This window comes from Methylobacterium sp. WL119 (assembly GCF_008039875.1).
In the GTDB taxonomy this organism is placed as follows: Bacteria; Pseudomonadota; Alphaproteobacteria; order Rhizobiales; family Beijerinckiaceae; genus Methylobacterium.
In genome coordinates this window covers 1-26,807 of sequence record NZ_VRUU01000013.1, presented here as the reverse complement: position 1 = coordinate 26,807, position 26,807 = coordinate 1, and the positions used below count along the sequence as shown (strand labels likewise).

Sequence of the window (26,807 nt, the reverse complement as noted above, 5' to 3'; positions counted from 1 at the left end):
GGGTCATTCCGCGGCCAGCGTCGTCGGGGCGCCGTGTGCCTCACGACCTGTAGCGGCCTCGCGCGGCAGCGTCACCTCGAAGGTGGTGCCCGCGCCCAGCGCCGAGGCGAGGTCGATGCGTCCGCCGAGCGACCGCACCAGCGCCTTGACGTGCGCGAGCCCGATCCCCTCGCCCGGCCGGTCCTGGACCCCGGAGCGGCGGAACAGCTCGAACACGCGGGCGTGGTCGCGCGGGGCGATGCCGCGGCCGTTGTCGGCGACGGCGATGCGCACGCGGTTGCCGCCCACCGACCGTGCGGTGATCGTGATCCGCCCGGGCCGGGCCGGGTCGAGGTACTTCACAGCGTTGTCGATCAGGTTGCCGAGGACCTGCTCGACCGCCAGCCGGTCCGCGACGATGGTCGGCAGGTCGGGGGCGACCTCCACCGTCGCGCCGGCGGTCTCGATCTGGTGGCGCTGCGCGTCGACCAGCGACCGCAGGAGGCGCGTCAGGTCGAGGGATTCGGGCGCGAAGCTGCGCCGCCCCTCGCGCGAGAGCTTCAGGATGGCGGCGATCAGCCCCTCCATCCGGGTCACGGCGGCCCGGATGAAGCCCAGCGCCTCGCCGAGATCGGCGTCGATCCGCTCGGCCTCCGGGTGGTCCCCCAGCGCCCGGCGGATCTCGGGGCGGGCCTCCTCCAGCTCGGAGGTGAAGCCCATGACGTTGACCAGCGGCGAGCGCAGGTCGTGGCTGACGATGTAGGCGTAGCGCTGGAGCTCCTCGTTCGATTCCCGCAGCTCGCCTTCGGCCTCGCGCTGCTCGGTGATGTCGGTGTGCACGCCGACCCACTCGGTGATCGCGCCGCGGTCGTCGAGGACCGGCACGGCGCGGATCGCGAAGTGACGCCAGTTGCCGTCGCGGGCGCGGACCCGGTGCTCGTGCACGAAGGGCCGGCGCGCGGCCACCGTCGCGTTCCAGGCCGCGATGCTCGGCTGCACGTCGTCGGGGTGCACGGCGCTCGCCCAGCCGAAGCCGGCATAAGCCTCGGGCGCCTGGCCCGTCAGCGCCGCCCAGCCGGGCTGCTCGCCGACCATCCGGCCGGCGGCGTCGTTGGTCCAGAGCACGCCGCGCACCGCCTGGACGGCGGCGCGGAACCGCGCTTCGCTGGCCTGCAGATCGCGCTGGACCCGCTGCTGGTCGACGGACGAGGCCAGCATGGCGAGGAAGAGGATCAGGAAGGTCGCGCCGCCGACCGAGAGGGCGAGGTTCTGCTGGCCCGCGCCGACGCCGCCGGCATGGGCGGCGTGGGCGCCGGCGGCCTCCGCCGTGAACGTCGCCGCCGCCATCCCGGTGTAGTGCATCCCGGCGACCGCGAGGCCCATCACGAATGCGGCGGACAGCTTCTGCCAGACGCCGTGCCGGCGCAAGGTCAGCCACAAGGCGGCCGTCGCGGCGGTGACGGCGATCGCCACCGAGAGCGCGACCACGGGCCAGCTGTAGGCGAGATTGCCGGGCACCCGCATCGCCGCCATGCCGGTATAGTGCATGCCCGCGACGCCGACCCCCATCAGCGGACCGCCGACGAGGACCTCGCGCGGGCCCGCACCCGGACGGCTGATCAGGACGAAGGCCGCGCCGGTGGCGCCGACCGCGATCAGCAGGGAGGCGAGGGTGAGCGTGAGGTCGTAGGCGGCCGGCATGCCCATCTCGAAGGCGAGCATGCCGACGAAGTGCATCGACCAGATGCCGCCGCCCATCGCCAGGGCGGCCCCGGCGACCCAGGCCCAGCGCGGACCGCGGGCGGCGCCGCGCATCCGCCCGGCGAGGTCGAGGGCGGTGTAGGAGGCGAACACCGCGATCGCCAGGGACAGGGCGACGAGGGCGGGATTGTAGCCGGTATGGACCATGGCGCGACCGGTGACGGGGACATTCGCGCGAGGCGGGTCGCGGCCGTCGCCGCACGGCTCGGGTCGGCCAGCGCGCTCGCGGCTCGCGCGACCTTAGTGGGCTTTGGCCCGAAGGGAATCCCGGTTTGGCGAAAGAGCACCTCGCGTGCGGACGGCTTTCGCTGCGGGGGTGCCGGGGACCGCCCGACGCGACGGCCGCCGGCGGGCTTCCGCGCGTCGGTCAGGCCAGGAGCAACTGGATCAGCAGGTCCGAGACGAGGACGAGAAGGACGCTCGCGGCGATGTAGGCCGGCATCCGGCTCGTGCGCCCGCGCAACCCGAGCGGCGACGCCGCGAGCTCGTCCGCATCGTCGAGGCGGCCGAGCCTCAGCACGACGCCGACGGCCGGGTGTCGGCCGGGGGGACGCGGTCGGCGGCGCGCGGGTCCGCCTGGGAGATCTCGCGGAGCAGGTCGTCGCGCTGCGCGTCGATCAGGTCGGGCAGGATGTCGTCGTCGCTGTCGTCGATCGCCGCGATCAGGCGGAAGCCCGATCCGACGCGCTCGAACGCGACCCGGACCTCGCGCTGCGCATACGGGTCGTGCGGGTCGAGGCAGAGATGCTCGGGCATGGTTTCGGGACACGATGCCGTCGGCGCGGCGAGGGCGCCCGCTTAGCCGGGCACCGTGACGGCCGGATGACGCAGGACCTGCACCCCGGCCGCCGGACGCCCGCGACGGGGCGCCCTCACGGGTCCCGGGGCAGCCCGGCTCGGCGTGCCCGAACTCGACCGGACCTGCCCTTACTTGCCGCCGGAGCCCGCGTAGGCGTCGATCGCCCGGCGGCAGTTCTCCGTCAGCGCGCCGCGGTTCTTCTTGAAGCACGCATCCATCGCCGGATCGTCCGGATCGATGTCGCCGCAGAGCTTCAGCGCGTCCCCGGTGCAGTACTTCTTCAGGTCCGCGTTGCCGCGCGTGGACGTAGGCGCGGCGAGAGCCGGGACGGCCGCGAGGGCGAGGACGAAGGCGAGCGGGGCGACGCGCATCATGGCTTCCAGCTGAGAGGATGTGGCGGGTCGCGGACCTGTTCGGGTCGACGAACCGTGCAGGGAACGCCGGACCGCGCGAAACGGCTCCGTCTTCCCCGGCCGGGCGCCTGCGGCATCGACCCTCCCTGCGGCGGCCGCGCGTCGACGGCGTGGGACGAAACCGGGCGCACGGCGTTCTCGACCCATGATCGATGATGCGCCCCGCCTCGGATTCTGCTGCAAGTTCGTGCTCACGCCGCCGCCGGAGGGCTTCAAGACCCTGAAGGCCGCCCGGGAGGCGGCGCTTCAGATGAACCTCACCAACGCGACCATGGCCTCGCTGACGGCGCTGGCTCCGGCGGCGCGGCGCGCGAAGATCGAGAATCTGGTCCGCCACAACCTCGGGGCGCTGGAGCGCCAGATCGCCTGGGTCGCCGGGCGGCCGCCGATCGCGCGCCTGCTGCGCATGGCGAGCAACGTCCTGCCGGGCTACACCCATCCCGTGGCGCGCGACATCTACGCCGAGCCCGAGATGCGCCGCCTCGTGGAGGCGGGCCTCGCCCGCTGCGGCGCGGCGGCGCGGGCGGCCGGCATACGCCTCAGCTTCCATCCCGGCCCGTTCTGCGTGATCGCCTCGCGCAACCCGGCGGCGTCCGAGAACGGCATCGCCGAGTTCGAGTATCACGCCGAGCTGATGGCGCTGCTGGGCTACGGCGGCGGCTGGCACCCGCACGGGGCCCACATCAACATCCATGTCGGCGCCCGCGACCCCGGCACCGACGGCTTCCGCGCCGCCCTGCCGCGCCTGTCGCAGACGGCGCGCGACCTCATCACCGTCGAGAACGACGAGAACGCCTTCGGGCTCGACGCGGTGCTGGCGCTCGCCGACAGCGTGCCGGTGGTGCTCGACCTGCATCATCACTGGGTCGAGAGCCGCGGCGAGTACATCGCGCCGGAGGATCCGCGGGTCGAGCGCGTGCGCGCGTCCTGGCGCGGGGTGCGGCCGCTCGCCCATGTCAGCGTCTCGCGCGAGACGGTGCTGCCGGAGCACGACCGCGACGCGCTGCCCGACTTCGCCGCGCTGACCGAGGCCGGGCATTCCTGGCGCGACCTCGCCGCCCACTCGGACATGATGTGGAACAGGGCCCTGAACGCCCTGGTCGGGCGCCACATGGAATGGGCGGATTTCGAGATCGAGGCGAAGTCCAAGAACCTGGCCTCCGACGCCCTCGCGGCGGAATTCCGCGACGGAGGAGCCGGCGCATTCCCTTCCTAGCCGCACAGGCGTACCGGTTGCAGGGCGGCATCGGGCGGCCGATCGAAGGTCGTCCGTTCGAGACCGTGGCCGCGTTCGAGGCGATGCCCTGTTCGAAGCGATGGGCTGTTCGCAGCGAAGCCCTGCGTTTGAAGCGATGCCTGCGCCGCCGGCAGGCCGACGGGATACCCCATGAAGGATCTGAGCCCGGAGGACGCGCAGGCCGTCGACAGGTTGGCGTTCCACCTGCTGCGCGAGGCCTATTGCGACCTCGCCGGCGTGATGATGACCGCGAACGCCGCGGCCGCGCGGACGGTGCTGAGCACCATCGAGCAGCGCCTCACCGACACCCTCGGCCGCTTCCATTCCGAGACCGCCGAGGGCGCCGCCTCGACGGCGATCGTGATCGCGGTCGGCGACAAGATCGGCGACGTGATGGACGAGGCGCAGAACCGGAACGCCGCCCCGTCGGCCCGGAAGCGGACCGCCGACCTGAGACGCTGACGCGGCGTGCCGGGACCGGGCCCGGGCCCGGGCCCGGCGCCGCGTCCGTTCCCGCCTCGCCGCGAGGGCCTTGCCGCGGGGAAGGACGGTGCGTCCGCGAGGCGCGACGGCCCGGTCCCCCGCGGAATCCGCTGACGCTCCGGCCGTCGCCCGTGCTCCGACCGGGGGCCGGGAGAGCACGGCGGGGGGCGCAAAAAGGCCCGGCGCGGAAGTCTCCGGCCGGGCCAAGGTGATCTCGGGCCTCCTGCGTGAACGAGTCAGGACCGGCCGTCATCCTCCAGATGGGGGATCGAGTTTCCGGCACCTGGCGCCCGGACGCTCGCGGAGGTTCCGCACCCCGGCGTGCCGGCGGCTTCACGCATGGCGCCCCTCGCAGCGGCCGACCCAAGCGATCGTCATCAACGGAGAGGGCGCGGGTCCCGGCCATCGACGCGATCCCAGCCGGGGGCCTGCGTCACCGCGGATGATCGTCCGCCGCTTTCGGCTCCGCCCGCTCCAGGGCGACGCGCGCGGCATGGAACCACCACAGCGGCATGTCGCGGTTCATCCCGGCCAGATCCGAGACCCAGCCCTCCTTCGGCATCGTGTCGGCCCGATCCGCGAACAGCCGCAGGGCGGTCTCGACCCGTTCACGCTGGGCGCGCTCGAGAATGGCCATGCGCTCGGCTGCGTTCCGCTCCGCGGTGAGCTTCACCAGGCGCTGGGTGGCCAGATCGTCCGCGTCGAAGGCGAATTGCTGCCAGAAGGTCTCCGCTTCCCGCGCGACGTCGCGCTCGCGCTGCATCAGGGGCAGGGCCGCCTCCGCAGCGGCCTGGGCGGCCGCGGAGGCCCGGGCGCGCTCGAGCATCCGGTTGTTGGCTTCCAGCAGTTCGCGCTCGCGCTCCGGACCCATGCGCTGGCGGCGCAGGACGTTCACCTCCTCCTCGACCATCCGGCGTTCCTCGCCCTGGCGCGCCAACAGGGCGAGCAACCCGGCGATGGGGCCGCCCAAGAGGGCATCGGCGCGCCCGAGATAGCGCGCGCGCAGCCCGGGATGCTCGCGGTCCAGACGATCGCCGATCCAGGGCGGCGCACCGGCGATCTCCGCACTGTCGTGCTCGTAGAGGGTGCAGGCCATCGCGTCGCGCAGGCTGGCCGGCGTCGGATCGGTCATGGTCATGCGGATCTTTCGGCATGGAATGGGGACGCGCGGGAAACGCGGTCATCGCGCACGCGGATCGCGGCCTGCATGACGGCGATCCCGACATGGTGGCCGATATCGACGGGGAGCAGGCTGCCCGTCGTGCCGATCGGCCGGCATCGGGCGATCGGGAAGGCGGATCGGCGCCGATGTGCGAGACGAGGCTGGGCGAAGCGTCGCGCGGGGCCGACCGGATGGTTGGTGCTCCGGCAGCCGCACCGTGCTCTGGCAGCCACACTCGGCATCGACGTTCGCCGACACGGACAAGCTGCCACACTCTGTCCCAAGCGATCACCCAGGTCTCTGCGCATCCAGCGAGGCAAGGCGAGGTCGCGATGAGCACGAACGAACAGGCAAACGCAGGCGCCGTCGTGCCCTTTCCCGCCCGGATCTCTGCCGCGGTCGCGGACGCGGACACCGCCTCGATCATCGCCGTGCTGCAGGACCAGCTCGTCCTGGCTCGCGAAGGCAAGCTGCGATCGGTCGCCGTCGTGTCCGTGTCCGCAGATGGCGAGGCGGTCGGCACGCAGTGGTCGTGCAAGGGGGCCGACATCACCGGCCTGATCGGGAAGTTGACCGTCCTGACGCACGACCTGATGGCAGCGAGGACATAGCTGCGCCCGTCCGCCGAGCCGCGATCCGTGAAAACCCGAACCGACCTGTGAGAACCGCGTCCTTCGGCGCTTTTCCGGCCAAGCTCAGGCCTCGGCAGCCTCTCCCGACGCGCCGGTCTCCGGCGGCTTCGGAGCCGGCGCTTCGGCGATGTCCCGATACCAGCGCCAACGGGCTTTGCTGACGCGGCGCCGCTGGCCGGTCGCGTCGACGAAGTCGCCCGCGACGACCGCGTCGGGATCGGCTTTCACAAGACGGCAATACGTGCGCGCCATCTGAATGGCGTCGACCTGATCGAGCAGCGGTTTCCGGGTCACGACAGCATCCCCATCGCAAAAGACACGTCCCTGCCATACTGGGCTAAGTTTTCGTCAACGAACCGCCTCTATCTGCAACGATACGGAGGCCGTCGGGCGACGAGGCGAATCCAAAGCCGCGCCGGCCCTGTCCAGCGATCCTCTTCCTCTTCATCACGATGACTCGGATCACGGCCATGCGGCCGCCGGCCGAGTTCGACAGTCAGGATTGGCGTCCGTGAACTTCACCGTCACCGCTCGCATATCGGCACAACGGTTTTCGCATCACTACAACTCGATGCTGGACGCTCTGGAGCAAGGCCTATCGCTGCAGGCCTCGGGCCTGGCCGACGTCCGGATCGTCGACGGCAATGGTCACGCCCGCACCCCTGCCGCGATCTATCAACTCCTGTTCGGAGCCAAAGACACCGTCGCCCCGACCGGCGGGGAAACCGCCGTCCTCGCCCTGGCGGCCTGACACTCCCTCGGCCTGAACGGCGTCGCGGTGGCGGCCCTCGCCGCGGGAGGTCTCGCGCCCGCGTTCGCCCGGAGGCCGCCGGGCTCGGTCGATCCGTCCGTCGCCGTCGGCACAGGGGCGACGTCCCGCGTTTGCTTGGCGGTCGGCACCAGCCCACATTCAGCGGCACGCAGCCTCCTGAAGGGACTCCGGTGATGGACCCGCACAATTACCTCCTAATCGCGTGGGCCGTCGGCGCGTTGGCGCTCGGTCTTGGAACCGCTTGGCTCGCGCGCCGGGCGCCCTGAGCGTCACCCGGAGAGCAACAGGCTCGGGTCTGGCGCCCGAACCGAGCACGAACGCCGGATCGTCGGCGCGACGATGCGGCATCGCCCGGCCGACGCGTCATAGGACCACCGATGCCCGCCGGCTCGAAGTCGCCCCCGTCTGTCGGCCGCCGCGATGCCGGAACGGCGGGCATAGCCGCCGCGATCACCCCGGGCGTCGACCCAGCGCAGGATCGTCGCGAGCAGGCGGTCGGCAACGCAGGGGTCATTCGGAGCGCCGCCCCCGTCCATGTCGTCGGGCGGCCTCCATGCTCGGGCGGCGAACTTGCCGATCCCGTCCGAAGGCTCGGCGGCTCGAGGCCGTTGCGACCTCGCCCGCTCTGCCGCCTCGCCGCGGCCGACCCGCGATCGCCGTCGAAAGGTCACGTGCGGGACGGCAATCCCGTGCGCCCGTCGCCGCCCTCGACGCCGATCATGGCGCGACACGTCCGGCCGGACCGGGCCGGCTCCCGGGGGCCGACCGCCTGCCGGCGGCCGCACGTCCGGGTGAGACGCAGATACACGTCGTAGAGGTCGGCGTGGTCGCCGAACCGCTGCCGGAGGCGCGCCAGGTCGTAGGTGCCGCGCCGGTTGCACGGCGGGCACGCGACGACGAGCCGGCGGCCCCGGAGATCGCACAGGCGCTCCCTCAGCCGGTTTTCGCGATCGGAAACGCACCCGCCGGCATCGCCGCCATCGGCGGGCCGGGGCGGCCAGGATCGCGCTGGCCGATCGGAGCGCGCGGGCTGGCTTTCGAGGACATGGAGCCGTTCCCGCCGATGTGCGCGATGGCGCGGCCGCCGGTCCGGTCGCGCGGACCTGTCCCCGCACCTTCGGGCTCGATGCGGAGCGCCGGGCGAAGCGATGAACGAGACCAAGGTTTTGGAAAGGTGATGGCTCCCCGAGCAGGTCTCAAACAACCCTTTATCATCGAGACTGTTTGCCCCGCACCTGGGGGGAGGGGGGGCATTGAGGCGGAAGGGTTATTTTCGGCGGCCCCCGCACCGACATCGCCTTGGTAGCGTCCGCTCCCGCCTGCCACGACGATCACCCCATGCGCGACCCGACCGTCAGCCTGTTCCGGTTCGCGAGCGGGCACACGGTGGACCCGGCCGCCGCGGTGAAGGACCATGAGCCATCGCGGAAGGCGGTCGCCGAGCCCGGCGCATCCGGGAATTTTGGCGCGGCATGGTGCGAACCGCGATCCTGCTGGCGCGGCCGACGGCCCCGCGAGCGACTTAGCCGAGCGCTCGCATCCATGTTGCTGCAGCCGGTGAACTCGGCAATTCTAGCTCTCCAGATGTTTTGCGTGACGCGCGGTAGTCCCGAGGGCTCTGGCCGTAAGCCTCCCGGAAGGTTCGGCTGAAGTGGCTGAAATTACCGAACCCGTAGGCTTCACTGATCACGCCGATATTTCGGCCCTCATGCGGATCATCCAAAGCCGCCCTCACGGCAGCGAGACGTTGCTGCATCAGATAGCGGGCTACCCCGCCTTCAGGTTCGAACAGGTGGTACAATCGGGTCCGAGACAAACCGACAGCCGATGCGATCTGCTCGACCGTCAGCGCCTTGGCAAGGTTGCTGCGGATGTACCGTTTCGAGGCGGACAATCGGGCCATGCTTGCCGGGGCACTTGCCATCGCCTGCCGATCCCGGTCGGGCCGGGCTATGGCTGCAAGCAAGTGGAGCGTGGCCTGCGCAATGTCGAGCGCCTGGTCCGTCCCTATCGTGTGCCGATGCGCGACCAAGCCGCGGAGATGTTCAGCAAGCAGGCAGGCCGTTGGACCAGCGAGGATCGCCCCATGCAGCGTTTCTTCGTTAGGAAGCAGGCGAGCGACGCTGTCGCGCGCGAGGCTCACGATTAGTGAGTTTGTTTCGCGAACTCGGCTGCGTCGATAAGGCTGCGAGAGGTCGTTGAGCGTGAAAGCACCGGGCGGAACTTTTTGGGTGCCGTGATCCGACTCGATCGCGTAGGTGTGCTGGCTCAGCAGCAGGGTGAACCGCTCCTGGCCGTCCTGCCTGATCTTAGATCGCGTGCGGCCTGTCCTCTGAGGCGAGGCGTTCATGACGTGCAGCAGGACCGGACCGATCTGTGTGGTGTCGATGCGAGCAGAGAAGCCGTGCGGGTCCGCATCCAGATCGTGAGCGCTGAACAAGGTCCGCCACGCGTCGAAGCGATCGCGCTCAGGCAAGTCATCGGTCGAGAACGAAGAATGCCGAACAACGCTCATGACGCTGCTTCTTTTCCTCGAGGAGATCGCCTCTCGCGAGGGAGGCGGGCCGCAGGTCTACTCGCCCTGAGATCCAATGAAGCGCTGTTCAGGGAGTAGGGCGAGCATCGGCGTACTCGATTTGCGGGTCGCTTTCCATCTTCTGGTTGAGCGTCTGAATACTGCGTCGAGACCTCGCACGCCCGGCAGCGTGTGACGATCGTCATCGCCCGACGCGCCCTCAGAATGCAGCACCCGCCGCCACGGCTTTGTCCCGCTCTACTCGATCGGGTCGGGCTTCCTCGGGATGCTCGCGGCCGAGAGGGGTACGCGAGGCTGGCGTGAGTAGCCTCATCGGCTCCCGCACACAGCCCGACAGCGACTGCGACCTCATCGCCCGCGATGCGGATCGCTACCGCGTCGGCCGGATCCGGCGCGAGCACGGCAACCTGCAGCGGGGGGCGTTCTTCCCGAAGGGGGTCCAAGGCTGCGCCTGGCACAGCTGGCTGCGGGTCGAGAGCAAGGGACGAGGCGACTGAGCGCCTGCATGTCGCGTGGCGCGCGTGAATGGCGATCGACGAGGCGGGTACGGCAGGGCCGAACGCCGCGTTGTGCCGCCCGGCCCGCGCCTCCACCCCGCCGGCCGTACCATCGTGCGGCATGATCCGGATTATCGAGCGAGCCCTTGCGGAGCCCCCAGCCGATCGATCGGAGCCGCCTGGAGACAATTCAGCAGCCATCCTTGCAGCCATCCTGGCAGCGTTCCCGGACGCGACGATCGAGATCGTCTCGGGCCCGCTCGACGACGACCTCGCGGTGGAGGTTGGGCGTCCGCTCTCGCATCTCGACGCGTCGCAGGCCGTCCGGAAGCGCCGGGGCGACTTCAGTCCCGTCGGCAGCGCGGCCGAGCCGTAGCCGTCAGATGCACGGAACGCCCGCTCATCGTGGCTTGCGGGGTGCGATGGCGCGTTGCGGACCGTCGTCGCCCCAAGCCCGAGGACGATGCCGCACCTGACAGGTCGGCGGGGGCGACATCTGTCGAGGAGTCATCCCTCTCGACGCTCACGCCTCCATGTGATTGCTGATGGTACCGGCCTTCGTAGAGCCGGACCTCGGGAGTGACCATGCGAACCAGTGGCGTCATCATCGCCGTGCTCGGCTGCGCCCTGGGCGTCGCGCCTGCGCAATCCCGCATCGTGGGCATCGATATCACGACGGTCGAGCCCTTCGCCGACGGGGTCGCGTTCGGTGCGGTCGGCGCCTACGAGCGCGTCATCGGCACGGCGCGCGGCGAGCTGGACCCGGCGGACCCGGCCAATGCCGGCATCGTCGACATCGCGCTCGCGCCCCGCAACGCGCGCGGCATGGTCGCGTACCAGACCGACCTGTTCATGCTGCGCCCGAAGGATCCGGCCCGCGGCAGCGGCACGCTGCTGTTCGAGGTGCTGAACCGTGGCCGCAAGTTCCTGTTCAACTGGGTGCTCGACGCGCCGGCCCAGGCGGCCCAGGCCGTCAACGATCCGCGCACCGCCACCGACGCCGGCACCGGCCTCGTCCTGCGCCGCGGCGACACGGTCGTCTGGTCGGGCTGGGAGGCGGACGCGCTGCGCCAGCAGGGCGGCATGGCCATCGACGTTCCGGTCGCCGGCCGCAACGGCACGCCGATCGTCGAGACGGTGCGCGACGAGCTCGTCAGCGCGACGCGCGGGCCGCCCGAGGCCCCGTTCTATCTCACCTTCAAGACCGCCGGCCCGGACAAGGCCGACGCGCGGCTCACCGTTCGCCGGCGCGAGGGCGATCCGCCTCGCCCGGTCCCGGCCGAAGCCTGGCACTACGCCACGCCGCGACAGCTGGAGTTGCTGCCCAAGGGTACCAAGCCCCTGCCGGGATCGCTCTACGAGTTCACCTACCCGGCCACCGAACCGAAGGTGCTCGGCATCGGCTTCGCCGCGACGCGGGACGTGGTGGCTTATCTGCGCGGTGGTGCCGCCGACGGCGCGAACCCGGCCGGCGGCACCATCCGCCATGCCGTCGCCCTCGGCATCTCGCAGAGCGGGCGCTACCTGCGCGACTTCGTCTACCAGGGCTTCAACCGCGACGAAGCCGGCCGCCGCGTCTTCGACGGCATGCTCTCGCACATCGCGGGCGTCGGCGGCATCTTCCTCAACGCCCGGTTCGGGCAGCCCTCCCGCACCAACACGCAGCACGAGGACCACCTCTATCCCGAGAACGCCTTTCCGTTCTCGACCGCACGGCAGCACGATCCGGTCACCGGCCGAACCGGCGCGCTCCTGCGCGGCGACGGCTTCGATCCGCTCCTGATCGAGGTGAACACCGGGACCGAGTACTGGCAGAAGGGCGCCTCGATGCTCACGACGGATCCGCTCGGCCGGACCGACGTGGCGCTGCCCGAGACGTCGCGCGCCTTCCTGGTCTCCAGCGGCTTTCACTACGGGCGCGCCGGTCTGACCTCGACCAAGGGGGCGTGCGCGAACCTGCGCAGCACCCTGAACCCGGCGCCGGCCCTGCGGGCACTGCTGGTCGCGCTCGAGGAATGGGTGACCGCGGGCAAGGCCCCGCCGGACAGCCGTGTCCCGCGGTTGTCGGACGGCACGCTGGTGGACGCCGCCGAGATCGGCTTTCCGTTCCTGGTCGGCATCCCGGTCCCGACGACGCCGAACGCGATCGCGCGGTTCGGCACCTACGTCGATCCCCGCCCCGAGACCGGGCCGCAGTACCGCCCGCTGGTGCCGCGGGTCGACGCGGACGGCAACGACGTGGCGGGCATCCGCCTACCCGCCGTCGCAGCCCCCCGCGCGACCTTCACCGGCTGGAACCTGTATGCCGACCCGTTCCCGGCCGGCGCCCTGTGCGATCGTGAGGGCAGCGAGATCCCCTTCGCACGCACACGGGCCGAACGGACGGCCGCCGGCGACCCCCGCCCGTCCCTGGAGGAGCGCTACGCCGAGCCGGACGCCTACGTCGCGGCTGTCGCGAAGTCGGTCGATGCTCTCGTCTCGGATCATCTGCTGCTGCGCGAGGACGGAGACCGGCTGATCGCGGCGGCACGCCAAGGAGCGACCCCCTAGCCGAAACTGGCAGGTCGAAGAGAAAGCTGGGCCACCGCTCGCGCGGTCTCGCTCCATGGAGAGTTCATGCGCGCACGTCTCACCGGCGCTGCTCTGTTCGTCCTCGCGGCGGCCGGCGCCTCGGCTCAACCCTACGACGATCGGCGCCCTCCGCCTCCATCGGATGAGGATTACGACGGGCCGCCGCCACACCGCTACCGACCGCCCCCGCCGGACTTCGATGACGACAGGCCGCTGCCTCCGCCGCGTCGGCGGGGGCCGCCTCCGCCGGATGACGACGACGATGACGGCCCGCCCCCGCCGCCTCGGTCACGCGCCTACTGAAGCCCGCGAACACGCTCCCTCTCGCGTAGGGCCCGTTCGCTTTTTGTGCTGGCTGTGGCGTGGCTGTAGCAGCCACAGCGGAGCCCTTCGGTTACCGTGAGGCATCCTTCAGGTGCCTTACATGCTCACGTTGACCTCGATCATCACCCGCAGCGTCCTCGCTGTCGCGACCGTGGGCGGCCTTGCGATCCTGGCCGACGGCGCGGTGCGATCTCAGCTCGAGCGGGCTGTGCGGAGCAATCTGAACGTCGTCGGGCGTGCTCCGGCGCCGATGCGGGTTGCCCGGGTGGATGAGCGCTACGTCGCGAAGGGGCTCGATCGGGGTCGGCTTGGCGCCACCATGCGAATGGTCGGCACCGACGACGCGCAGTAAGCGCATCACGCACCGTCGATCCGGGGCCTAAGTCCCATCGCTCCGCTTGCCGCGGGCGACCTCGCGCATGGCCTCGTCCGGCAGCGGCCGCTGAAGCTGCAATGCCTCCACCACCGGCGCCTCCAGCCACGTGCGCCACTCCTCCGGCGTGGTCAGCAGCGCCGGCATCGCCTTCGGATGCACCGGCCCGACGACGCCGTTCGCCTCCGTCGTGAGGAAGGCGTAGAGCCGGTGTTCCTCCTCGACGGGCTCGTCGCGCTTCGGGCCGCGCACGCCCGTCCACGGTCGCCAGATCCCGGCGAAGGCGAACAGCGGCCGGTCCTCGTCGAGCGCGAACCACACCGGCGTCTTGCGCGGCTTGGTGTCCGCGTACTCGCTGAACGAGGACACCGGCACGAGGCAGCGCTGCTCCGGCTTCAGCCACGGGCGCCAGTAGGGCGACCTCACGTTCCGCACGTTCGTGACCGGGTGCTGCGGCCCCTTGCTCGACGGCGAGGGGAAGCCCCAGCGCATCATCGCCAACGCGCGCTCGCCCTCGGCCAAACGCACCACCGGCGCCATCTGGTCAGGGAAGATCGCCGGCAGCGGCGGCAGGTTGCCGGTCTCGTCGCGCTCGACCCCGAAGGCCTTGCGGATCGCGTCCTGACCCCTGTCGAGGCTGTAGAGGTTGCACATCCCGACATCGTGCGCCGCCAAAGCGCGAAAGAGCAAGGCACGCTGCGCGAGCCCGATTGCATCCCGCATCATATGAATTCAAAATTCGCTCGCGCGACTTGCCCCGATGAAGGGCGAGCGCTGCGGAGGACCATCGATGAGCACTCGGCGCGACTTCCTGCATCTCACGGCCGCCGCGACGGCGGTCGGGGCCCTGGTCGGGTCAGCCTCGGCGCAGGCGCCAGCCTCGGGTCCGGGGCATCCGATACCCCCGCCGAGCGGAGAGGCTCTGCGTCTCGTCACCTTCGCACCCGACGCGGGCAGCACGCCGCGGCTCGGTGTGGTCCGCTCGGACGGGCGCGTCGTCGACCTGACGCAGGTTGGAGTGCCGGGCGTGGATCCGGCGCAGATGGTCTCGCTCATCACGGCAGGACCGGCCGCGCTTGATGCCGTGCGCCGGGCCGCGGCCGCCGGGGATGGCCCGCAGGTCGAGACGGTGCGGCTGCTGGCGCCGATCCCGGCACCGACGCGCAACATCTACGCGGTCGGCTGGAACTACCTGGAGCACTTCGCCGAGGGTCAGGCCGTCCGGGGGACGAACGCCGAGTACCCCGCCCATCCCGTGTTCTTCACCAAGGGCGTCAACACGATCAACGGCCCCTACGACCCGATCCCCTACGATGCTTCGGTGTCGACGGCGATCGACTGGGAGGTCGAGCTCGCCGTCATCATCGGCACGGGCGGACGCAACATCACAGAAGCCGACGCGATGGCCCACGTGTTCGGCTACAGCGTCATCAACGACACCACGGCGCGCGACATGCAGATCAAGCTGCACGGCGGGCAGTGGTTCAAGGGGAAGAGCCTGGACGGGTACGGACCGATCGGCCCGTGGATCGTGCCTGCATCCGACCTCGATCCCTCGAATCTCCGTCTCCTGACCCGCGTCAACGGCGTGGTGAAACAGGACGCCTCGACCGCTCAGATGTACTTCAAGGTCGCCCGCATCATCGCCGAGCTGTCGCACGGCCTCACCCTCGTGCCCGGCGACATCATCGCCACCGGCACGCCCCCCGGCATCGGCAACGCGCGCAAGCCGCCCGAATTCCTCAAGCCGGGCGATGTGATGGAGACGGAGATCGTCGGCCTCGGCACCCTGCGCAACGTGATCCAGGCCGTCCCGGCGTAAGTGGTGCACCCTCGATCGAGAGGCGGGCGCTCGATCAGCCGGCCACCGCGATCGGCAGCGCGCCGACCTGCGTCGTGGGGCGCGGCGTCCGCATCTCGAACTTCGTGCCCCAAATCCGCACGGCCTCAAGGTCGGCACGGGTCAGCAGAACGCTGCCAACCGTCATGGGGTCCGGCACGCAACGATTTTGCAACGCAACACGTTGGCTTGGTATGCCAAGCGTCACCCCCTTCGAAATCACGATCTTAGCGGCCGGCGCTCAGCGTACCCTGTTCGCCTCGACCGAGCGGGAGGCGGCTCTGATGGCCGAGTCGGTGCTGCGTCGTCTGGACGGTAAGCCTGCCCTTATCGGTTTCTGGATCGACGCCCCGGATCGGGGCGCCCTGAAGCGCCTGGGAGCCTACCTCGGAAATGTGCTCGTCGAGATGACGGGTACGGGTGAGGTGCTGGTATAGGCGGCGTGTTCAAGAACGCCGCCGACGAGACCGGCGAGCTGGAAGGCGCAACGCTCCTTGGGCAGTTCGGCGAGGTGCCGGAGGATTTCGCCGAGAGCCTGCGGGGCGGATAACGGTACGGGAAACCCGCCCGATGGACCGGGCGGGTTGTCGCGAGGCTAGGAATTTCCGGCGTCGCCGCCGCCCTGCGCTTGGTCCTTGTCATCCCCCAGCCGATTGGCCGAGTGATCCTGGTACTGCTCGGTCTGCACGGTCTTGCTGTCCAGGCCGCGCTCATCCCCATGCTGGGCCTTGTCGCGATTGCTGAGCACCGCGTTGTCCTCGATCACGCCTTCCGGCAACTCGGTCATCGCTCCCGAGCCCGATCCCTTGCCATGGCTTCCAGGGTGCATGCCGTGCTTGCCTGCATTCGCCATCGTCGCTCTCCTGTCGTTCCAGGGGGCGGATCGATACGCCCCCGCCGGATGAGCAGGGCAAACCGATCGCTGCAGGGCTCGTTCCTGTGGCACGTGAACGCGTACGGTTCGGCCCCGCCCCGGTCTGCTCACGGGACGGGGGGAATCCCGGATCTCACCGCGTCTCGACGACGCCGTCGCTGGGGCTATCCTGCCGGGATGCGACGAGCGTCTGGCACGGTAACGGCTTGGCAACCGCACGCGCATGAAAATCGCGGCATGCCGACCTTGTCCGCCCCGCGCCTACTCACCTTCCTCGCTTCCGCGGTGCTGATCGGCCTGGCGGTCGCCAGCCTCTACACGAAGGTCCCGATGGTCGGGCGCACGGTGCTCGCGCACCGGCAGTGGTTCTTCATCGGCGCCTACGCTCTGCTCGCGCTCGGGGTGACGACCAAGAGCCTTTGAACCACCCGCCGGGTCGACACGACCGCAGGTCCCGCTAAGTCGACGCTGCGAGGGTCTCCATGAGGCTTGCCGCGCGGGGTGAGCCACGGCCTCGCGGAGGTGGGCCTGCATTCTCAGCGCGTAGCTCAGAAGCTGCCCGACGTGATCCTCGATCGGATCGCAGACCTTCACGCACCGCATCGGGAACGGAACGATTTGACCCCGAAGCACCACCCGACCACACCGGCCGTAGGTGCCCTTGTTCCAGGCCGAACATGTGGACCGTGCACGGCTTGCTGCCGGGTTCCCGCGATCGAGGTGCTTGCCAAGCCTGCGGGCGTCCTCTGTCGGCATAGCACTGGGACGGCGTGCGGGATCTATCAGGATCGCCCTGAGGTGTGCGTGCGGTGGTACTGTCTCTGGCGCAAGATCGGCGCATTGCCGAACGCGCTGAGGCCAGACCGATCAGGGGTGATCTTCGCGATCGAGGGCAGTGCGCCTTGCGCGAATGGTCTCGAAGGGGCCTGCGTCGTGGGTCGCGCCGTGGAAGGAGCGGGTGCTATCGGGAGTGCGGAAGCGACCGAGGCGTTCGCTATGTTCGTCCGCGAAGGGTCGTTGCCGGTGTGGAAGGTGTCCAACCGTAAGGCGACCCTGATGCGCCCCGATCAGCGCATCCAAGCACTGTAGATTCGGGGCGCCGACTCTGCCGGAGGCGGGCTTTTCAGGTGCTTTGCCCATCCCCCGGACGGGACAGTTTTAGGCTGCCTTCAGATTGCCGGCAGACAGCTTGCCGCTGCGCTTGTCGGTCTCTTCCTCATAAGAGACCTTCTGGCCCTCGACCAGGTTTTGCATCCCGGCGCGCTCGACGGCCGAGATGTGAACGAACACATCCTTGCCGCCGTCATTCGGCTCGATGAAGCCGTAGCCCTTGGTCTCGTTGAACCACTTAACGGTGCCGATGCTCATAGAAGTTCCTAGACGTCTCGGGCGCACCAAAGCGGGGCGCTCGCAGGCCAAACGGATGGCCCTCACGCGACGTTCCAAAGAGCGAAGCCCGCCGCGGCGGTGCCGGGCGGGCTGAGCCTCGTCAAGGCCATACGGGCCCGAACTGGTTTACATGCCGTGGCGCATCATGCCCCGACGATGCATGCGGTGGCGCATCATCGGCCGGCGCATCATACGACGATGCATCATCCGGCGCTCCATGCGGACATTCGTCACCAGCTCGGCGGGTGCGGCCACAGCGGCGGACGGGCCCATCGGTGCAGCGGAGGCGGACGTGGAGAGCGACGCTGCGCCGAGCGCGGCGAACAGGGCGGCGGCAATGATGGATGAGCGCAAGATGGTTCTCCTCGCATGCCGCCAGAAGCGACAGCCTTCTCCCGTCGGTCGACCGGAGAATGGAAGAACCAAGCTCAAGCTCGTTTCGATCCGTTCGATCGTGGACCCGTAAGCGCGTGGAATGCGCAGCCGGGCACCTCGGATATTCCTCCGGTCCAAAAGGCCGATCGGCGACGCTTCACCGACACCATGGCGCTGCTCCACACCAGCGCATAGGCGTGGGCGGTATCGAGCCCGTTGTGATGGGATCTCCGTCTCCCACCCGCCTCGCCACCTGATCCGGGGGCCGGTTGATCTGCATCAGCATGACGGCCGCAAAGCAGCAGAGGGCCAGCGACGTGATCCAGAGAAGGGCTCGTGCGGTCCGCTTGGTACGCTTCGACATGCCCGCGAAGGTGTCGGCCGGCGGTTAGCAGGCGCTTAATGGAACGCTGAAGGCGAAGCAGGCCGGTCCTCCAATCCGATCACGGCGGATGGGTGCGTCGTTCATCGCACCGGCCATCCGGTCCTGAGCCCGGCTTGCTGGGAAGGTGCCCGTGATCCGTTGCCAGCCGGTCGATCAGCAGAGGCGGCCGGGCCGGCATACGTCTGCGTACCCGGTGTTGGTATAGTGCCGGCGAACAGGGAAGGCGCTGCCCGGCGCAGGCGGCCCTCTTGAGCCCCTCGGCGATCCGCCGGCTCGATCACGCCTTGAACGCTGTACGCGCCGAGGCCCTATATGTCGGGCATGATCACCTTCACGCCGAACCCGCATACGATACGGATCAACCCGTCCAAGTCGGAGCCAGGACGCTTCGACTGGACGATCATGAAGGATGATTTGGTCGTACGCCAATCGATCCGATCTTTCGGATCACAGGGGGCATCTGAGGCAAGTGCCGATACGGCATTTCGAGAGATAACAGCCCTTTGGCAGACTGCGCGGTAAGTCCAGGACGAGCCGAAAGTACCGATTGGGACGCTCGGTTCACGACGGTACCTGCCGCCTAGACGCCCGCACGGTGGCGGCGACCGCTTTTGTTTGTCGCGACGTGCTCGCGGCACCGCGCAACGACGACCTCATGCGCGCCGCCCCACCATCGGCGTGCCGGCGGCCCCGATGCCCGCCAGGATCTTGCTCAATCTCAGCTGAAATCCTCAGGATCCTTTGGAGTTATTTTCTCTGTACCCGATTGCCTCCGCGAGGCGTTGTCCCTTCAGAACCAGCAAAATGAGGCGATCATGCGAGAAATCGCGCTGCCGTCCATGCCGGTGTACGTCGGTCTATGTCTTATGATCCTGGGAATGGAAGCGGAGCACTTGGCCTGTCGCCGATGGCGCATGGCACAGCATTCCAAGGAACTCGATATCCGGGTGGTGCTGGGCTTCAGCCTACCCCTGGCAGGGTTCCTCCTGATGTGGCTCGGACGTGCCTGATCTGAACTCGCTGCCGGATCACGGAATCGAACATGCAAGGAGCGTTTTATGCCTCAGCAACCGAGCCTCGCGGATCAGCGATCTCACAGGGCTGACGATGCCGGGCGTTCCCCTGTAGCCGAAAGGGATGCCGAAGCCGACGATACGTTGGCGCAAGCTCGTATCGAAAAACATCGTGAAGCCGCCAACCACGTTCGCATGACGGTCACGGGCAACGCTGCGAACGCCGAGAAGGGCGACAGCGGAAAGGACGATCAGTGAGGCATGCGCTTGAAGGCCCGACATCAAGCGTTCACCGGTCGTCGAAGCCAAAGCCTGCAAGTTGATCGCCACGGCTGGCAGGATCGAGGGCGGGAACATCCAGCGTCACGCCGTCCCGACATCGTGGCCTATGGAAGACCAAAGCGCTTCCAAGAGCCTCGACCGCTGGTCGGAAAAGCCGGAATTCATTTCGGTGATCCGGAGGATCGCCTCGTCGACCGCATCCAGTCCTCCGATGGCGTGAATGCTTTCACCGATTGTGCGAAGCTGCGCCGCGATCGTCGCCGAGGCCGACTCATTCAAGAACGGTGTGTGGCCCACTTCGGTATCGTCGAAGCGGTTCCACTCGATCTGTCGCAGAAGGGCATCGACAGCGCAGTCCTGATTGGTCGCGATGTGGTCCTGCTCCTGAATTGCCTGAGGCCTTCGACCGAAATTGTAGGGCTTTGGAGCGACCCTCCCCGCTCTTAAGGATCAGATGAATGGACGTCGTTCTCACACCGACAGGGTCGGCCGGCAAGGCATGGGATCTCAAAGATCGGCTGGGACGGAGCCTCGGCAAGATCACAAGGCCGAAGGATACCGACGATTTCCAGATCCAGCCGGATGAGGCGGGCCTTCTCGTGACTGTGAAACGCGCGCACGCCTCCCTCGACGCCGCGATGTCGGCCATCGCAAGCGTCGCCAATGGCGCGTGCACGCTGGACAGCCAGGATTGGGGTTAGGGCTCAAAGCGCGAGATACGCATGTTCGAGCCATGAGACGCGATACATTTGAATGCGGCTCGGCTCGGCGCGGCCGTTCGTTCCGTCCCTTCGGCCAGCCTCGTTCCTGCTGGCGAGCTGATCCGGACGGTGACTTTCGTCCGGCTCCGCGCCTTCTCCTCACGGAACCGGCTGCCGGAACCACCTCCGATTTCGGAGATGAACTTCAGACCCGCACGCTCGAAGGCTCCTGGCATCGGTCGGCTCCGCGTTTCGCCCCGTGGACGATCTGCTGAGGCAGCGAAGGAAGCGGAAGGTCGTGCTCGTCCAGCTGGAAGGCTGCGCTGAGTAGCGCCCGGATATGTTGCTCGGGACTGGCCGACTCATGATCTGCGCGTCCAGCACCTGATCGGCGAGGAGGCCGGCAAGGCGGGAGACCTCGGACAGGCGTTCCCAGGGCTGCCGTCGTCGTCTCGACCGAAAGCGCCGAGCGCTTCGCCGCCACCGTCGCCCCGCTGGTCAACCGCGACGGCACCTTCGACCGCTCCGCCATCAAGCGCGCCGCGATCCGTTCGGCTCAGGCCCGCATGGAAGTGACTGGCGACGCCTGGGGCATGTGCATGTCCTATGCGCTCGCGGGCGCCTGGGCCGCCGCCAAGGTCCTCCCGCGCCGACCGCGCGCATCGCGGTCGGACCGATGGCCTCCGACCGGATCCGCTCCCCCGCCGTCCGCCTGCTGCACGCCCGGCAGGATCACGCGGTCTGCCTCCGCCTTGGGGCCTCCTACCGGCACCGGATCCGCGGCCGGCGAGACCGATCAGCGCGAGGCCCATGCCTGGGCGCTCGGCCTTGCCCGCCGCTGACGCCTCGTCGCTGCCGAACGGAGCGAGACGCGCTGATGGCCGACCTCGCCCGCCGCACCGTTTCTCGGTGCCTTCCTGCCTCTCGTAGCCGCACGGATGCCTGCCATCGCCTCTGACGGCGTGCTGCCGGTCGCGGCGGCCGAGCGCGCGGTGATCCCGTTCGCACCTCTCCCTTGGGGCGGCCGGGGCAACGATCTGGCTGCCGCTACCGTGGCTTGAGGTCATGGCGGGACGGTAAGGCAGGCGCGTTGGCGCTTCGCTCAGCGGCACAGCGGCAGCCCAGCACCAGGCAGGCAGGGGCCGCCGACAATCGGGCAGCCCCCCATGCTCTCGAACGTGGCCTGCCGCGCGAGTCGCTGCGGAGCGACACTGGCGAATGTGGCTCCCGCCGAGAGGCAGATCAGGCTGAGAGCGAACATCGTGCTCTCACCGCTTCCTCGGCGCACCGGACACGGGCAGGACGATCGACCCGGCACGAAGCCGCCCGGCATCGATGTGTCGAGACCGCCAAGATCGCATCGCTCATCTGAGGGATGCGATCTTGGCTCTCGTGCCGGCGTCAGCCGAATCGCCGTATCGCGCCTCAGCGCTTGCCGTCGTGATCACCATCGCGCATCGCGCCAGTTGGCTCCTGGACATGAGCTTCGAGGAACCAGAGCTGCTTATCGACGCCGCGCGAGACCTCAGTGAAGAGGTCCGCCGTGCCGGCATCGCCCGCCTCGTCGGTGTCGTCGATGTTTTGGCGGACGGCGTTCGCATAGACCGCATAGCGATCGATCAGCGCCGCAAGATGGTCTGCGATCCGATAGGCGTCGAGCGGATACGGCGCGAGCTGCGAGCCAGCGGCCACCGCGGTCGCCGTGCCCCGCGCCGTGCCGCCGAGCTGCGTGATGCGCTCGGCAACCTTGTCGTTGTAATCGTCGAGTTCGGTACGGAACCCATCCAGCATCAGGTGGATGCCGATGAACTGCGGACCCTTCAGGTTCCAGTGGGCCTGCTTGACCGCCAGCGCCAAGTCGATGCCGTCCGCGAGCCGGGCGTTGAGCGCGTCGGTCGAGACCTGCTTCGCGTTGGACTTGGTGCCGTTCTGGGTCTCGTGGAGGCGCTGCCCCTGGGAGGCGTTCGTGTCGGCCATGGTAGGTCCCTTCAAGTTTCAGCAACAGCCGGAAGGCGCTCTGCAGCAGCCTAGGCGACAGCGTCTGGGATGCGCGCGATGAGCGCTCGCTCCCTTCAAGACCGCCATCGGGCGCCGGTTCCTCTGCAACGATCGAACGACGGTGCTGGGCACCGTGGGTGGCTAGAATTACCGCGCTGCTCGGCGAGCAGGAGCCGGATGAAGAGGCCGAGCCTCGGGCGATCCTCGTGGGGCGACTTCAAGCCGAATGCGGGCTAAAGGCTGCATGCAGGCGCCGATGCGATTGCACGGCGCCTCAGCTGGCGGGCACAGGCTCGCCATCCTCCACCCTTACGGAGACCGGATTGAAAGAGCCCGAGCAAGGCAGTCCTGAAGCCATCTACGTCTCAGCCATGGTCGGAGAGATGATGCGTCGCGTCCTCGATGACGCCCTTCTCGACCTCGCCAAAGCGAAAGGGCCGAGCTACCTTGACACATTCCTTGAACGTGAACTCGCACGTTACAGCGACCTGTTCCGCGAGCGGGTGGACGACAGGCCCGAGACCACGGATGCGTTGCGAGCTTGGTTCCTCGTGGATGGACAGACAGCCCTACGGGAAGTTGTCGCTCGCGCTATGACCGCTGCGAACCGCGAGTAGTCAGTCTGAGATAGCGCCGCAGCCGATGCCGGATAGGGCGCACTCGGGAAGCGGGTTCCCATGATGCTGGACCTGCTACAGCAGCTCCCGGGGCCTCACTCCGAAACGTCCCCCGGATGATTTCGCTTCACCGCTGCATGGGTCTTGCTTGCAAGGCTCCACCTCGCCGCGCTGGATCACCATGCTCGACCGCCGCTCCTTGATCCTCGCTGCCGGCGCGAGCGCGATCGCGACCAGCGTTTGCGCTCAGCCACGGTCCGAGCGCTTGCGGCTTTGGCCCAGCGCCCCACCGGGTGGGGGCGGCCCGATGGGGACCCAACAGGCCGAGATCGATGGGGCCGCCTTCAACATATCCGAGCCCCTGCTGGACATCTTCATTCCGCCCAAGCCGAACGGTGCCGCGGCACTCGTCGTCGGCGGCGGCGGTTATCGACGCATCGGCCTGGTCAAGGAGGCCTATCCGGCCGCAGGCTGGCTGACCGACATCGGGGTGACGGCCTTCGTCCTCACCTACCGCCTACCCAACGAGGGCTGGGCCGACGGCACCTTGGTTCCCCTGCAGGACGCGCAACGGGCCATGCGGACGATGCGCTCGCGGGCGGAGGCGATGGGGCTCGACCGGCAGCGGATGGGGGTCGTCGGCTTCTCGGCGGGCGGACATCTCGCCGGCACGCTCGCGATGCGTGCCGGCCTACGCACCTACGCGCCGGTGGACGAGATCGATCGGCAGTTGGCCCGTCCCGACTTCGCGGCCCTGATCTATCCGGTCGTCACGCTGGAGCCGCCTTACGACAACACGGGCACCCGGCGGAACCTCGTCGGCGAGCAGCCGAAGCCCGAAGCGCGGACCGCCTGGTCGCTCCAGACACAGTTGCGTCCGGGCTGCCCGCCGCTCTTCCTCGTGCAGACCGACGACGATCCCGTGATCAGTCCGGAGAACAGCCGCATCCTCGACACGGCCTGTCGGCACATGAGCGTCCCGGTCGAGTTCCACCGCTTCAGCAAGGGCGGCCATGGTTTCGGCATTGGGGAGCCGGGCACGCCCGCAAGCGTCTGGCCCACCCTGTGTCATGCGTGGCTCCAGACCCTCGACATGCTGGGTTGAAGGCTGAACGTCGCTTCCGGTGCGCTGATCTCATCCAGATCAGGGGATCATCCGGGCACCGCGATCCGCGAATGGTCGTCGGCTGCATCGGCCGGGCGAACGCGCTCAAGGGGCCCTGGGGGAGCGGGTTTCTGTGACGCACCATGGTTTACTGGGACGCTCGGAACCCGCCTTGACCGTTCCGGTTGCAATGCCGTGCCCGACACCGCTTACCTGCCCCGCATATCCGCGTTTCTCAAGGCCGCAGGACCCGGCCTTGTCGTGATGCTCGCCGACACCGATGTCGGGAGCCTGATCACCGCCGCGCAGAGCGGAGCGCGTTGGGGCTATTCCCTGCTTCTGCTGCAACTCCTGCTCGTGCCGATCCTCTACATCGTTCAGGAACTCACCGTCCGCCTCGGCACGGCGACAGGCCGTGGTCACGGCGCGCTAATCCGAGAGCATTTCGGACCCGCTTGGGCCTGGATTTCATTTGGCGGTCTCGTCGTGGCCGGTATCGGAGCCATCGTCACCGAGTTCTCGGGGATCGCCGGCATCGGTGACCTGTTCGGTGTGCCGCGGATCGTCAGCCTTGGTTTACCGGTGGCGATCCTGCTGTGGCTGGTGTTCACCGGGGGCTACCGGCGTGTCGAGGTGGTAGCCATCGCCGTCGGCTTGTTCGAACTCGTGTTCATCGGACTCGCTATTGCGGCCAAACCTGACCCAGGCGAAATCCTGGCCTCGTTCGCGCACATATCGCTAAACGACGGCGGCTTCCGGGTTCTCATCGCAGCCAATATCGGCGCAGTCATCATGCCATGGATGATCTTCTACCAGCAGTCGGCGATCGTCGATAAGGGCCTTGGCTGGCAACACGCACGCGACTCGCGCCTGGATACCCTCGTCGGTGCGATCATCTCGCAATGCGTGATGGGGGCGATCCTGATCGCGGCGGCTGCCACCATCGGGAAGGGCGGTCGCGGAACAGCCCAAGGGCTCGATACGGTCGGCCAACTAGCAGATGCCTTCACACCGGCGCTGGGCCCATGGCTCGGACACGTCGCCTTTGGGGTCGGCATCATCGCGGCGGCGTTCGTGGCACTCAACGTCGTCGCACTGTCGCTCGCCTGGGGCTTCGGCGACCTGACGGGCCGAGCGCACTCCCTCACCTTGTCGCCGCGTCAGGCACCAGCCTTCTACGGCGCCTTCACCTTAGTTGTGGTCGCAGGTGCGATCGGAGTGCAGCTCGTACCGAACCTTGTAGCGCTCAACGTCGCCGTAGAAGTGATGAACGCGCTCCTGCTGCCGCTGGCCCTCGGCTTCCTCATCCTGCTCGCCACCCGTGCCCTGCCGCCAGACCGGCGGGTCGAAGGCACCTACAAATGGGTGGTCTACGTCGTATCCGGCCTCACGATCGCCTTCGCGATGGTTGGTGTCCTCGATGGGGTTGGGCTGCTCTAGGGCGATCGCAACCCGATCTCGAAGCGGAGTCAGGGCCGCGCCGTCCACTCGTCCGCCGTCAGTTCCGGGCCGGTGACGCAGAGCATGCCGTTCGTCACGATGCCGAAGCCATCGGCGATCCACGCCTGCCAGTCCTCGACGTGGATCGTAGGAGGTGCTTGCCGCGGCGAGATTGCCGGGCCGCGTGGACGGAATGGCGCCGAACGATCGTCCCGCGAATGAGAACGGGGCGCCGGCCCGGGAGCCGGGACTGTTCTCGACACGCAATCGCACGATCGAGAGCACGTTGAGCACCATCCAAGGCGTCGCGGATCCGCCCGGCTCGGATCATCGGTATGCCAAAGCGGGCTCGCGCCGTGCGGGCGAGGGTTGCGACCTCGGGAGAGGCGGAGCCGGTCAGACGGTTCATGAGCCCAGAAGCGGCGGCACCGGCGGCCGGAATGGCTGCATCGAAAGCCCCTCCTACCATTGCGCCCGTCAGCGCATTCCCCGCCACGTCGCATGTCCGACACTACGCTCGCCGGATTGCAGGTCGCACCGGGACGCGTCAGGGTCCGCCGTGACCTGACGCCGTTATGGTCTCCGCGCCTTGAACCTGCTGTCGGTCCCGTAGGTCGCCACGGCCTCGGCTGGGATGCGGTACAGCTTCCCGCCCTACTCATGCATTGCCGGCGATGCGGCAGCAGCAGATGGGACATTGGAAAGCGGCGGATCGGACTACAGCGCAGCGGTGAGCGGGGATAACCTTTGAAGCCCGGCAAAAGCTATACCACACCTATTGCGTTCGATCCGACTTCGGATAGAATAGAATTCGTTCCAGTCCATCTAGAATTAAACAACTCAAGCGCGCCCTAAAAGGCGCGCTTTTTTGTTTCTTGCCCCGATTTTTAGACGGTCGGGTTCGGAAAACGACAAACGCCCCAGGAGGTCTCTACTGGGGCGTTGTTTGATCGACCGACCCATCCAACCGAACCGCGGCTCTGGGCGAGCCGCGGCCGATCCGGCAGGTCCTAGTACGAGCCGAACTTGTAGTTCAGGCCGGCGCGCACGACGGCGAACTCGGTGCTGTTGTTGCGGTTCAGGCCGCTCTGCACGACGGTCACGCCCGGCGAGGTCAGGGTCACGGTGCCGGTCGAGTTGGAGGCGAAGGCGCCGTTGTTGCGGCCGCCCTGGTCGAGGTTCACGTACAGGCCTTCCACCTTCAGCGTCACGGCCGAGGAGCGGAAGAAGTTCAGGAACGAGTCGGTCG

The 26,807-nt window shown here is 68.5% G+C and carries 31 protein-coding genes and 1 pseudogene; 16 read left to right on the top strand and 16 right to left on the bottom strand.

Going from position 1 to position 26,807, the window contains the following annotated elements; genetic code table 11:
- Positions 1-3: 3 nt before the first annotated feature.
- From FV227_RS08005 to FV227_RS07995, 4 genes are all read right to left on the bottom strand, one after another.
- Positions 4-1,887, bottom strand: coding sequence for an MHYT domain-containing protein (locus tag FV227_RS08005; protein ID WP_147858696.1), 1,884 nt, complete (start codon positions 1,885-1,887; stop codon positions 4-6).
- A 220-nt stretch (positions 1,888-2,107) separates the two neighbouring features.
- Positions 2,108-2,260, bottom strand: a complete 153-nt coding sequence (locus FV227_RS28890; protein ID WP_187274723.1) for a hypothetical protein — start codon at positions 2,258-2,260, stop codon at positions 2,108-2,110.
- On the bottom strand, positions 2,254-2,496 hold the full coding sequence (locus tag FV227_RS08000) for a hypothetical protein (protein WP_147729922.1): 243 nt from the start codon (positions 2,494-2,496) through the stop codon (positions 2,254-2,256). Before FV227_RS08000 ends, FV227_RS28890 begins: the two co-directional genes overlap by 7 nt.
- Before the next feature lie 171 nt (positions 2,497-2,667).
- Positions 2,668-2,913 (bottom strand): 3',5'-cyclic-nucleotide phosphodiesterase, encoded by a 246-nt coding sequence (locus FV227_RS07995; protein ID WP_147729921.1) that lies wholly within the window; start codon positions 2,911-2,913, stop codon positions 2,668-2,670.
- 184 nt (positions 2,914-3,097) lie between these two features.
- On the opposite strand from FV227_RS07995, the gene FV227_RS07990 reads away from it, so the two are divergent.
- Positions 3,098-4,168: a UV damage endonuclease UvsE gene (locus FV227_RS07990; protein WP_147841683.1), complete on the top strand. Its 1,071-nt coding sequence runs from the start codon at positions 3,098-3,100 to the stop codon at positions 4,166-4,168.
- Between the two features lie 171 nt (positions 4,169-4,339).
- Positions 4,340-4,651 (top strand): hypothetical protein, encoded by a 312-nt coding sequence (locus tag FV227_RS07985; protein WP_147727288.1) that lies wholly within the window; start codon positions 4,340-4,342, stop codon positions 4,649-4,651.
- A 454-nt stretch (positions 4,652-5,105) separates the two neighbouring features.
- Here FV227_RS07985 and FV227_RS07980 read toward each other — a convergent pair whose 3' ends face one another.
- Positions 5,106-5,810 carry a hypothetical protein gene (locus FV227_RS07980; protein ID WP_187274722.1) on the bottom strand — a complete coding sequence of 235 codons (705 nt, stop codon included), beginning with the start codon at positions 5,808-5,810 and terminating at the stop codon, positions 5,106-5,108.
- A gap of 356 nt (positions 5,811-6,166) precedes the next feature.
- Here FV227_RS07980 and FV227_RS07975 point away from each other — a divergent pair, with 356 nt between their 5' ends.
- On the top strand, positions 6,167-6,445 hold the full coding sequence (locus FV227_RS07975; protein WP_147727297.1) for a hypothetical protein: 279 nt from the start codon (positions 6,167-6,169) through the stop codon (positions 6,443-6,445).
- Between the two features lie 84 nt (positions 6,446-6,529).
- On the opposite strand, the gene FV227_RS07970 is transcribed toward FV227_RS07975, so the two are convergent.
- Positions 6,530-6,760, bottom strand: a complete 231-nt coding sequence (locus FV227_RS07970; protein ID WP_147727289.1) for a hypothetical protein — start codon at positions 6,758-6,760, stop codon at positions 6,530-6,532.
- Positions 6,761-6,977: 217 nt separating this feature from the next.
- Here FV227_RS07970 and FV227_RS07965 point away from each other — a divergent pair, with 217 nt between their 5' ends.
- Positions 6,978-7,217: a hypothetical protein gene (locus tag FV227_RS07965; RefSeq protein ID WP_147727290.1), complete on the top strand. Its 240-nt coding sequence runs from the start codon at positions 6,978-6,980 to the stop codon at positions 7,215-7,217.
- A 1,543-nt stretch (positions 7,218-8,760) separates the two neighbouring features.
- Here the strand turns inward: FV227_RS07965 and FV227_RS07955 are convergent.
- Positions 8,761-9,753, bottom strand: a complete 993-nt coding sequence (locus FV227_RS07955) for an AraC family transcriptional regulator (protein WP_147727291.1) — start codon at positions 9,751-9,753, stop codon at positions 8,761-8,763.
- A gap of 320 nt (positions 9,754-10,073) precedes the next feature.
- On the opposite strand from FV227_RS07955, the gene FV227_RS07950 reads away from it, so the two are divergent.
- The 4 genes from FV227_RS07950 to FV227_RS07935 all read left to right on the top strand — a co-directional run bounded on the left by FV227_RS07950 (position 10,074) and on the right by FV227_RS07935 (position 13,518).
- A complete protein-coding gene (locus FV227_RS07950) occupies positions 10,074-10,271 on the top strand; it encodes a hypothetical protein (protein ID WP_147727292.1) in 198 nt (65 codons plus the stop codon).
- 28 nt (positions 10,272-10,299) lie between these two features.
- The gene (locus FV227_RS07945; protein ID WP_147727293.1) at positions 10,300-10,647 is read left to right on the top strand and encodes a hypothetical protein; all 348 of its coding nucleotides are present in this window, start codon (positions 10,300-10,302) and stop codon (positions 10,645-10,647) included.
- A 209-nt stretch (positions 10,648-10,856) separates the two neighbouring features.
- Positions 10,857-12,821 (top strand): alpha/beta hydrolase domain-containing protein, encoded by a 1,965-nt coding sequence (locus FV227_RS07940; protein ID WP_147727294.1) that lies wholly within the window; start codon positions 10,857-10,859, stop codon positions 12,819-12,821.
- A gap of 445 nt (positions 12,822-13,266) precedes the next feature.
- Positions 13,267-13,518, top strand: a complete 252-nt coding sequence (locus tag FV227_RS07935; RefSeq protein ID WP_147727295.1) for a hypothetical protein — start codon at positions 13,267-13,269, stop codon at positions 13,516-13,518.
- Positions 13,519-13,545: 27 nt separating this feature from the next.
- Here the strand turns inward: FV227_RS07935 and FV227_RS07930 are convergent, their stop codons facing one another.
- Positions 13,546-14,193: an SOS response-associated peptidase gene (locus tag FV227_RS07930; protein ID WP_147726464.1), complete on the bottom strand. Its 648-nt coding sequence runs from the start codon at positions 14,191-14,193 to the stop codon at positions 13,546-13,548.
- 136 nt (positions 14,194-14,329) lie between these two features.
- Between FV227_RS07930 and FV227_RS07925 the strand changes: the two genes are divergently transcribed.
- On the top strand, positions 14,330-15,361 hold the full coding sequence (locus FV227_RS07925; protein ID WP_147726462.1) for a fumarylacetoacetate hydrolase family protein: 1,032 nt from the start codon (positions 14,330-14,332) through the stop codon (positions 15,359-15,361).
- 34 nt (positions 15,362-15,395) lie between these two features.
- Here the strand turns inward: FV227_RS07925 and FV227_RS30290 are convergent, their stop codons facing one another.
- Entirely contained in the window at positions 15,396-15,527 is a 132-nt protein-coding gene (locus FV227_RS30290; RefSeq protein ID WP_279593219.1) for a hypothetical protein, read from the bottom strand.
- A 46-nt stretch (positions 15,528-15,573) separates the two neighbouring features.
- Here FV227_RS30290 and FV227_RS07920 point away from each other — a divergent pair, with 46 nt between their 5' ends.
- Positions 15,574-15,816 carry a hypothetical protein gene (locus tag FV227_RS07920; RefSeq protein ID WP_147726460.1) on the top strand — a complete coding sequence of 81 codons (243 nt, stop codon included), beginning with the start codon at positions 15,574-15,576 and terminating at the stop codon, positions 15,814-15,816.
- A 158-nt stretch (positions 15,817-15,974) separates the two neighbouring features.
- Here FV227_RS07920 and FV227_RS07915 read toward each other — a convergent pair whose 3' ends face one another.
- Complete coding sequence (locus FV227_RS07915) at positions 15,975-16,232, bottom strand: hypothetical protein (RefSeq protein WP_147858695.1); 258 nt, start codon at positions 16,230-16,232, stop codon at positions 15,975-15,977.
- Positions 16,233-16,490: 258 nt separating this feature from the next.
- Here FV227_RS07915 and FV227_RS07910 point away from each other — a divergent pair, with 258 nt between their 5' ends.
- Positions 16,491-16,676 (top strand): hypothetical protein, encoded by a 186-nt coding sequence (locus FV227_RS07910; RefSeq protein WP_147841692.1) that lies wholly within the window; start codon positions 16,491-16,493, stop codon positions 16,674-16,676.
- Positions 16,677-17,411: 735 nt separating this feature from the next.
- Here FV227_RS07910 and FV227_RS07900 read toward each other — a convergent pair.
- The gene (locus tag FV227_RS07900) at positions 17,412-17,621 is read right to left on the bottom strand and encodes a cold-shock protein (RefSeq protein WP_147726454.1); all 210 of its coding nucleotides are present in this window, start codon (positions 17,619-17,621) and stop codon (positions 17,412-17,414) included.
- 147 nt (positions 17,622-17,768) lie between these two features.
- Positions 17,769-17,996 (bottom strand): hypothetical protein, encoded by a 228-nt coding sequence (locus tag FV227_RS07895; RefSeq protein WP_147726453.1) that lies wholly within the window; start codon positions 17,994-17,996, stop codon positions 17,769-17,771.
- Between the two features lie 1,188 nt (positions 17,997-19,184).
- Between FV227_RS07895 and FV227_RS07890 the strand changes: the two genes are divergently transcribed.
- Positions 19,185-19,412: a hypothetical protein gene (locus FV227_RS07890; RefSeq protein WP_147726451.1), complete on the top strand. Its 228-nt coding sequence runs from the start codon at positions 19,185-19,187 to the stop codon at positions 19,410-19,412.
- 18 nt (positions 19,413-19,430) lie between these two features.
- Here the strand turns inward: FV227_RS07890 and FV227_RS07885 are convergent, their stop codons facing one another.
- Both FV227_RS07885 and FV227_RS07880 read right to left on the bottom strand, forming a co-directional pair.
- On the bottom strand, positions 19,431-19,772 hold the full coding sequence (locus FV227_RS07885; protein ID WP_147726449.1) for a hypothetical protein: 342 nt from the start codon (positions 19,770-19,772) through the stop codon (positions 19,431-19,433).
- Positions 19,773-19,778: 6 nt separating this feature from the next.
- Complete coding sequence (locus FV227_RS07880; protein ID WP_147726447.1) at positions 19,779-19,994, bottom strand: hypothetical protein; 216 nt, start codon at positions 19,992-19,994, stop codon at positions 19,779-19,781.
- A 161-nt stretch (positions 19,995-20,155) separates the two neighbouring features.
- On the opposite strand from FV227_RS07880, the gene FV227_RS07875 reads away from it, so the two are divergent.
- Positions 20,156-20,398: a hypothetical protein gene (locus FV227_RS07875; RefSeq protein ID WP_147726446.1), complete on the top strand. Its 243-nt coding sequence runs from the start codon at positions 20,156-20,158 to the stop codon at positions 20,396-20,398.
- Between the two features lie 1,425 nt (positions 20,399-21,823).
- Here the strand turns inward: FV227_RS07875 and dps are convergent.
- Positions 21,824-22,375: a DNA starvation/stationary phase protection protein Dps gene (dps, locus tag FV227_RS07870; RefSeq protein WP_147726444.1), complete on the bottom strand. Its 552-nt coding sequence runs from the start codon at positions 22,373-22,375 to the stop codon at positions 21,824-21,826.
- Positions 22,376-22,719: 344 nt separating this feature from the next.
- Here dps and FV227_RS07865 point away from each other — a divergent pair, with 344 nt between their 5' ends.
- From FV227_RS07865 to FV227_RS07850, 3 genes are all read left to right on the top strand, one after another.
- Positions 22,720-23,013 (top strand): hypothetical protein, encoded by a 294-nt coding sequence (locus FV227_RS07865; protein ID WP_147726442.1) that lies wholly within the window; start codon positions 22,720-22,722, stop codon positions 23,011-23,013.
- 181 nt (positions 23,014-23,194) lie between these two features.
- On the top strand, positions 23,195-24,118 hold the full coding sequence (locus tag FV227_RS07860; RefSeq protein ID WP_147841697.1) for an alpha/beta hydrolase: 924 nt from the start codon (positions 23,195-23,197) through the stop codon (positions 24,116-24,118).
- Positions 24,119-24,313: 195 nt separating this feature from the next.
- Positions 24,314-25,558, top strand: a complete 1,245-nt coding sequence (locus tag FV227_RS07850; RefSeq protein ID WP_246686371.1) for a divalent metal cation transporter — start codon at positions 24,314-24,316, stop codon at positions 25,556-25,558.
- 1,010 nt (positions 25,559-26,568) lie between these two features.
- Here the strand turns inward: FV227_RS07850 and FV227_RS07845 are convergent.
- Positions 26,569-26,807, bottom strand: a pseudogene (locus FV227_RS07845) (porin family protein); the annotation flags it as partial.